The sequence below is a fragment of the Psychromonas sp. genome (assembly GCF_047632995.1).
GTDB lineage: Bacteria > Pseudomonadota > Gammaproteobacteria > Enterobacterales > Psychromonadaceae > Psychromonas.
The window spans coordinates 1-6,062 of sequence record NZ_JBLIEK010000165.1 but is presented as its reverse complement, the minus strand read 5'-3'; the positions used below and the strand labels follow the sequence as shown (position 1 = coordinate 6,062).

Below are 6,062 nucleotides of genomic sequence, written 5' to 3'. Positions count from 1 at the left end.
AAGCCAAGAAATACAATGTGCGTGCTTTGTTATAATGAATGAATCCTGGCTATATAACATCTTCATTAGAAATGTTAAGTGCTCTCCGACATACGAAGTAGATGAATTTGTTGATTGATTTAAATTTGACTGCAAAAGCAGCCAAATACTTTCTACCCGTAAAATGGCGCGCCTATTGAATGGCGGAAGGCTCATATATTTTGGTTTAAAATGCGTAAAAATAAACAGCTAAAAATAATGGAATATATAAAAAACATCCAATACCAGCAGCAATTCGCATTTTATTTTTACCCATGAGCTCTGTTGCATAAGCTAATTTAGGTGACCAAAAAATTGCAAAAATAGACCACAAGACACCAATTATTAACCACACTTGCCAAAATGTTGAATTTAAATAAATCTGATCATTTATATAACCATAAAAAGCAAATAATCCAATGGACATGAAAATTGCATTAGCAGACTCTTCTATTTTGACACTTAACTTACTATCGTCTGCGCCTTTAATATACCCAAGAACCTTAAATGGAAATGGTAAAACTAAAATAACAACAAGTAACCAAAATGATATTTGCCAGAACATACAGCCTAACTCCATTTAAACATGACGCCACAATATGCATGAAAATATGCCATATGCCCAATTAATTATTTGGTGTCTTGTTTGCAACGGTAGTGACGCTAGTGCTTATCCCTTGTCTTTACGTGACTATCGAAGATATAAAGTGATTGTTTGCAGCAAATCACGGGGAGAAGAACCAATTGAAGAAAAGGACTTCTCACAACCTGTACTTCAAAATAGTTAGCCGTTCGCGCAAAGCTAGTCGTATCGAGTTAGGTAGTAGCCTAACTCAACAAAGCCAGTTGCTAACAGCTGGATTTTTATTGCTCCATTAGAATATTGTAGAGTGTTGCCTAGCGATTTCTGGCACTTATCTGCATCTGAACTGCAACCAACTGAGAAATCATACTGTAGCTTTAGCATGTAGAGGTGTCATTCTGGTTCTTAGACTCAAAATAACTCCACCGAGTTTGCTCACCAAGCTAATAATGTGGCCATTCTTCATTATATTCTTTCATCCAGTTATCAGTGATTTCATTTATTCCCCAAAGCTTTTAAACAAATACACATCCAAGCTTTTTGTTCGATATGTGTGGCTAAATCGCTATATATATATACGAATTGAGCGCCGGATTACACCAATTTAAATTTACCCACCAAAGCATTTAATTGCGCATTTGTGGTCGCTAAATTTCGCGTGCTATCGACGGTGCTCTGTCCATTTTCCGTTAACTCCTGAACCATCTGATGTATGGTAGACATATTACGACTAACCTCTTCACTAACAACACTTTGCTCTTCCGCTGCTGTCGCAATTTGCATGTTGAGATCGTTAATTTCAACAATGACATTTGTCATTTTATCTAAACCTAAGCTTACACTATTGGTATTTTCTGCCGTACGCTCACAGCTTATTTTAGTTACTTCCATTTCATCAACTGCTTTTGCGGTATCTTGTTGTAATTTGGTGAGGATTTCATTTATTTCAGTAGTACTATTTTGAGTTCGAGCAGCCAGGGAACGTACTTCATCGGCCACCACTGCAAAACCTCGTCCTTGTTCACCAGCACGAGCGGCTTCAATAGCAGCATTCAGCGCCAATAAATTTGTCTGATCTGCAATACCTCCAATAACACTCAGCACATTAACTATTTGCTGAGTATTGTCATTCATGGTGGCTATACTTTCTGAGACAGATGCAACTTCATGCACTAGCGCACTAACACTGTTAGAGGCATTCAACACAGTGTCTTTTGATAGTAAGGCCTCATCGTGAGCCATTTGAGTATTGGTCGAAGTTTTAGCTGCACCTTGTGCAACCGTTTCAGCGGTCGCACTCATTTCTGTAATTGCACTGACTATTTGTTCCGTTTCAGATGCGTGGGTTATTAATGTCGAATTATTTCGCTCAGATTGCTTGCTCAGCTGTTCAATACTAACGGTAATATGTGTTGAAGCTTGTGAAATATCGAGTAGCATGGACTGAAGATAAACAATAAATTTATTGACGGATTCACCGATATTACCCAACTCATCTTTTGAAGCGATGTCGACGCGAGAAGTTAAATCTGCCTCACCGGATGAAAGCGCATCTATACGATCTTTAAGTATCACTAAGCCTTTAACAATAGTACTAACAATAAAAATTGAAATAATAGAAAAGAAAGCAATCAACAGCAATGATACTGAAATCATTAAGCTGGTTTTTTCTTCGAATATATTACGGGTTGCGCTTGTTAATCCCTCTTGTGCTGCAGTAATATCACTCATATACGCACCACTCGCAACTACCCAGCCCCACTCAGGGAATATTTTTCTGGCATAATTTATTTTCTTTTCTGTTTTCCTTGTGGCTGGGTTTTCAAAATACGTTTCAACCATCGTGTCTGATTTATTTCTTATACTTGTAGCAATTATGGTTGAAAATGAATCGTTTTTTGTTCCGACAAGTTCCGCTTTAGGATGAGCAAGAATTAAACCATCTTTGTCCTGCACCCAAAAGTAGCCATTTTTCCCATACTTAACACTGGAAATCGCGAGTAATGCTCTTTCCATATTATCTTTGCTAAGCGTACTGAGGTACTCCCCAGTTGCAACAACTAAATTTAACGGTTTGAAGTAAAAAGAAGCAGCTAGCTTAACTTCATTTTTTTTCGTCACAGGGTTAACAAATTGGTACTCAGTAAAACCAACGTTGTTATTTTTAGCTTCAGACACCATATCTCTGGCATAATATTTTCCGTTCGTATCTACTGAGTCGTAATAGTTTTTGCCAATCAAGTCTCGGTTTGCACCATGAGCTGTAACTATAAATGAGTTGGCATCAAAGGCAAATAGATAACGGCCCTTGCCCCAGTTATAATCGTTGATAAAAGCATAAATACTGGTTGTGGCTACAATGTCCGAATCACTGTTCTTATAAATATTTTCAATAGTTTGATTAAAATTAGAAGCTTCATCAACTAACACCCCTTTGATGTTCGCCAACCTTGAGTGCTCATAAAAACTATTGACTGAACGAGTGACCGTATCAACTTGCCCTTGTAATGTCGCCTCTATTTGAGTTAAAAACTTTTCACCAACATTATTACTTTCGACATCAAGCACCTCGCTCTGAATATCTATTAAAGCGACAGTAAAAAAAATACCTATTAGTACCAAAGGAACACACAATGTGGTAATAAGCTTATTTTTTATTGTTATTCTCATATTTTCAACCTTCAACTTTTATTAGTTCATAAAACATTACTACTGGTTCGCCACATAATTTATTGCATTCGACCACAAATAAATTATATTTTTGATGGTTGCATCCTTGCCAAGGATATCATTTTTCAGCTTCAGCCTCTTGAAACTTAATTCCTTTGGCCTTTGACAAAATGACATAACGTGAAAGTAATTCCCTCTCGAATTGACAATAAATAAAATAATCTCTTTCAAGCTTATTTTGAAAAAAAGAATATAAAACCTCTGGAGTTGAAGCTACTAAAACTTTCTCACTTTTAATTTCAAAGCCCATTAACACACCAAATTAAAAATTATTATCCATAAAAATGTCATTGCTAATATAGAAAAGATTGCCAAACGTTTGATTGGCGAGTTTATAAATAGTTGATAAAATACTATAAAATAAAAATGGTTGCTTCCTGAAACTATAAGATAACGCTGGCTACAGTAAGCAATAAATACAATGACTACATTTACTTGTCTAACCTATTCGCTTGCCAACATATATCGCGAACAGCCCTTGCTACCAGTTTAAAAACCATTATCAAGTAAGACATTTACTTGATATTAACAATCAAAAATCGCTATCTATTGTTAGTATATTTTGAATAAAATGCTTTTAAAGTAATGCCTCAAATTCATTATCACTTAGAGTGTTAATCATTACGTGAATATTTCGTATGTCATATTTGCTATTAGGTCCGGCACGCCATTCTAATTCTTCCAACGTGGGCAGCAACATATTGACAACAAACTTCAGTTTTAATATACCCCTAGGTGCATACCTATCTTTAGCAAGTGCAGCCAAACCTCTCGAAATAACATGAATGGCAACTATTTGGTTTTTTATGGTGGCGCTACTTACACAAATAATACCGGTGTCTTTCAATGAGGTATATCTACTGTATACTTTATAGTTTAAAGTTTGTATAAGCCCTTCAAATTCATCTATTATTTTTTGACTGGCATTTTTGTATAAAGAATGATTTGTGATTAGAAACCTGTCTCCAACGCTATCTTTACTCTCTTTTATTGAAAAATAAGCATAGTATACATGTGTAATTATTTTTTCCTTTGCTGTCAGCTGAGATTTATCGATGTAATCCATAACCAACATTTGCTTTTTAAGCCTTTCAATAAAAATTGAGCACAATAGGTCATCTTTTGACTTAAAGATGCGGTGCAAAGAGGTATTGGGTACGCCACTGGCTTTACTAAGCTCACTAAATGTGAAATTAAATATGCCTTTTTCCTTTATCACCAATTTCGCTGCTGAAAGTATTTTTTGTTTTTGTTTTTTTTTGATACTCACATTATCACCAGAAAATCATCATTCGTGGTTATACCTTTCCTTTCATAACCAAATGTTAATGTTGGGGGGCTTACCTAGTTTCTTCTTGTCGCGACATCATGCATCGCTGTTATATTGCTCATCAATCAATACCTTACAAATGTATTCAGCGAAACTTTGTTGCAAGTTAAATGATCTTACAACTTCACCGGCTATAGTTTCCATGAATTATCGATTTCTGTAATGATCAAGTTAAAATAAGAAAGTTTATATCTGATTATTGCAGTCTATAAACGATCTAGTCTCTAATTGAATACGCTCGTTTTCTGTTAGAAACATCTAATACAAGCAACACAAAATCAGTCTCTTAATATGCCTTAAATAAAAATCCACGGTAACATTCAATGGTTTGCTGTAATATTCGAGCAAAATAATGATAACATTAGACAATATTTATTAATGTTATCCAGCTCAAACTTGACCAGCATGAGTATTACGGGCAAATATTCGCAATCTTCATCACGTTTTTAATAGTATTCAGTCCCCACCACGAGATACAGGTCACATTTCTGTGATCAGGAAAAATTTGCTTTGGGAAAAAAAACCAGTTTATATAGTGTTACATCGTCAGGCGTTGTTGCCATAATAGACAGTTTCAGCCTCGGTTCCGATCTGAACCAGTGACAGCATCACAGGAAAATCGGGGGGAAGACTAAATAGTCTTTAATAAAAAATGCTTTTTACATCGAAAATGAAATACAGTTTTATGATATAAACCTTTTGCTTATGTCCTCAACAAATACATAGCCACCCATTTTTTAGAAGAAAGAGGAGTCTTGTCAAACTTGTCGATACCCACTACGTCGTCATACGATTACTATCAGCAGCGTATTGATGTGCAACCAGCCTTCAGCAACGATTTATTCCAACAACTGCTCGAACCTGAGAATCTACACCGAGCGTGGCGTCAAGTTAAAGCCAATAAATGTGCGTCAGGCGCGTGGAGATCGACAAACCCGATGGCGGTAAACGCAAATTGGGGATCCCTAACGTCATTGATCGTGTAATAGAGCAAGCGATAGCTCAAATACTCACGCCGTTGTTTGACCCATTCTTCTCGACTAACAGCTTTGGCTTTAGGCCGAACAGAAATGCCAACAAGCGGTACTGCAAGTAAGGGATATCATCAGACAGAAACGCAAATTTGCCGTTGATGTTGATCTGTCTAAGTTCTTTGACCGAGTTAATCATGATCTCTTGATGACTCAACTTAGGATCAAGGTGCAGGATAAGCTGCCGATGTCATTCGATTATTATTGATCGGTGCAGCGGCCCCATTTACTGACACCAGTCATCCATAAGGTTGCGCATTAATTAATAGTACTTTGACATGCAATGAAGCGAGCGAATCAATAAAAATCGCTATCAATAATCGGAAAGAAAAAATCAAACCACGATAATTAATAGATTTGAATTGGCTCA

5 protein-coding genes are annotated in these 6,062 nt (G+C 36.3%); 1 reads left to right on the top strand and 4 read right to left on the bottom strand.

From position 1 onward, the window contains the following. Positions 1-205: 205 nt before the first annotated feature. From ACJAT7_RS17270 to ACJAT7_RS17255, 4 genes are all read right to left on the bottom strand, one after another. The gene (locus tag ACJAT7_RS17270) at positions 206-583 is read right to left on the bottom strand and encodes a hypothetical protein (RefSeq protein WP_415228043.1); all 378 of its coding nucleotides are present in this window, start codon (positions 581-583) and stop codon (positions 206-208) included. Between the two features lie 612 nt (positions 584-1,195). Then, complete coding sequence (locus ACJAT7_RS17265) at positions 1,196-3,271, bottom strand: methyl-accepting chemotaxis protein (RefSeq protein WP_415228042.1); 2,076 nt, start codon at positions 3,269-3,271, stop codon at positions 1,196-1,198. Between the two features lie 118 nt (positions 3,272-3,389). Continuing rightward, positions 3,390-3,581 carry a hypothetical protein gene (locus tag ACJAT7_RS17260; protein ID WP_415228041.1) on the bottom strand — a complete coding sequence of 64 codons (192 nt, stop codon included), beginning with the start codon at positions 3,579-3,581 and terminating at the stop codon, positions 3,390-3,392. A gap of 327 nt (positions 3,582-3,908) precedes the next feature. Beyond that, on the bottom strand, positions 3,909-4,601 hold the full coding sequence (locus ACJAT7_RS17255; RefSeq protein WP_415228040.1) for a TetR/AcrR family transcriptional regulator: 693 nt from the start codon (positions 4,599-4,601) through the stop codon (positions 3,909-3,911). Positions 4,602-5,565: 964 nt separating this feature from the next. Between ACJAT7_RS17255 and ACJAT7_RS17250 the strand changes: the two genes are divergently transcribed. After that, positions 5,566-5,757, top strand: a complete 192-nt coding sequence (locus ACJAT7_RS17250) for a reverse transcriptase domain-containing protein (RefSeq protein ID WP_415228039.1) — start codon at positions 5,566-5,568, stop codon at positions 5,755-5,757. Positions 5,758-6,062 lie beyond the last annotated feature (305 nt).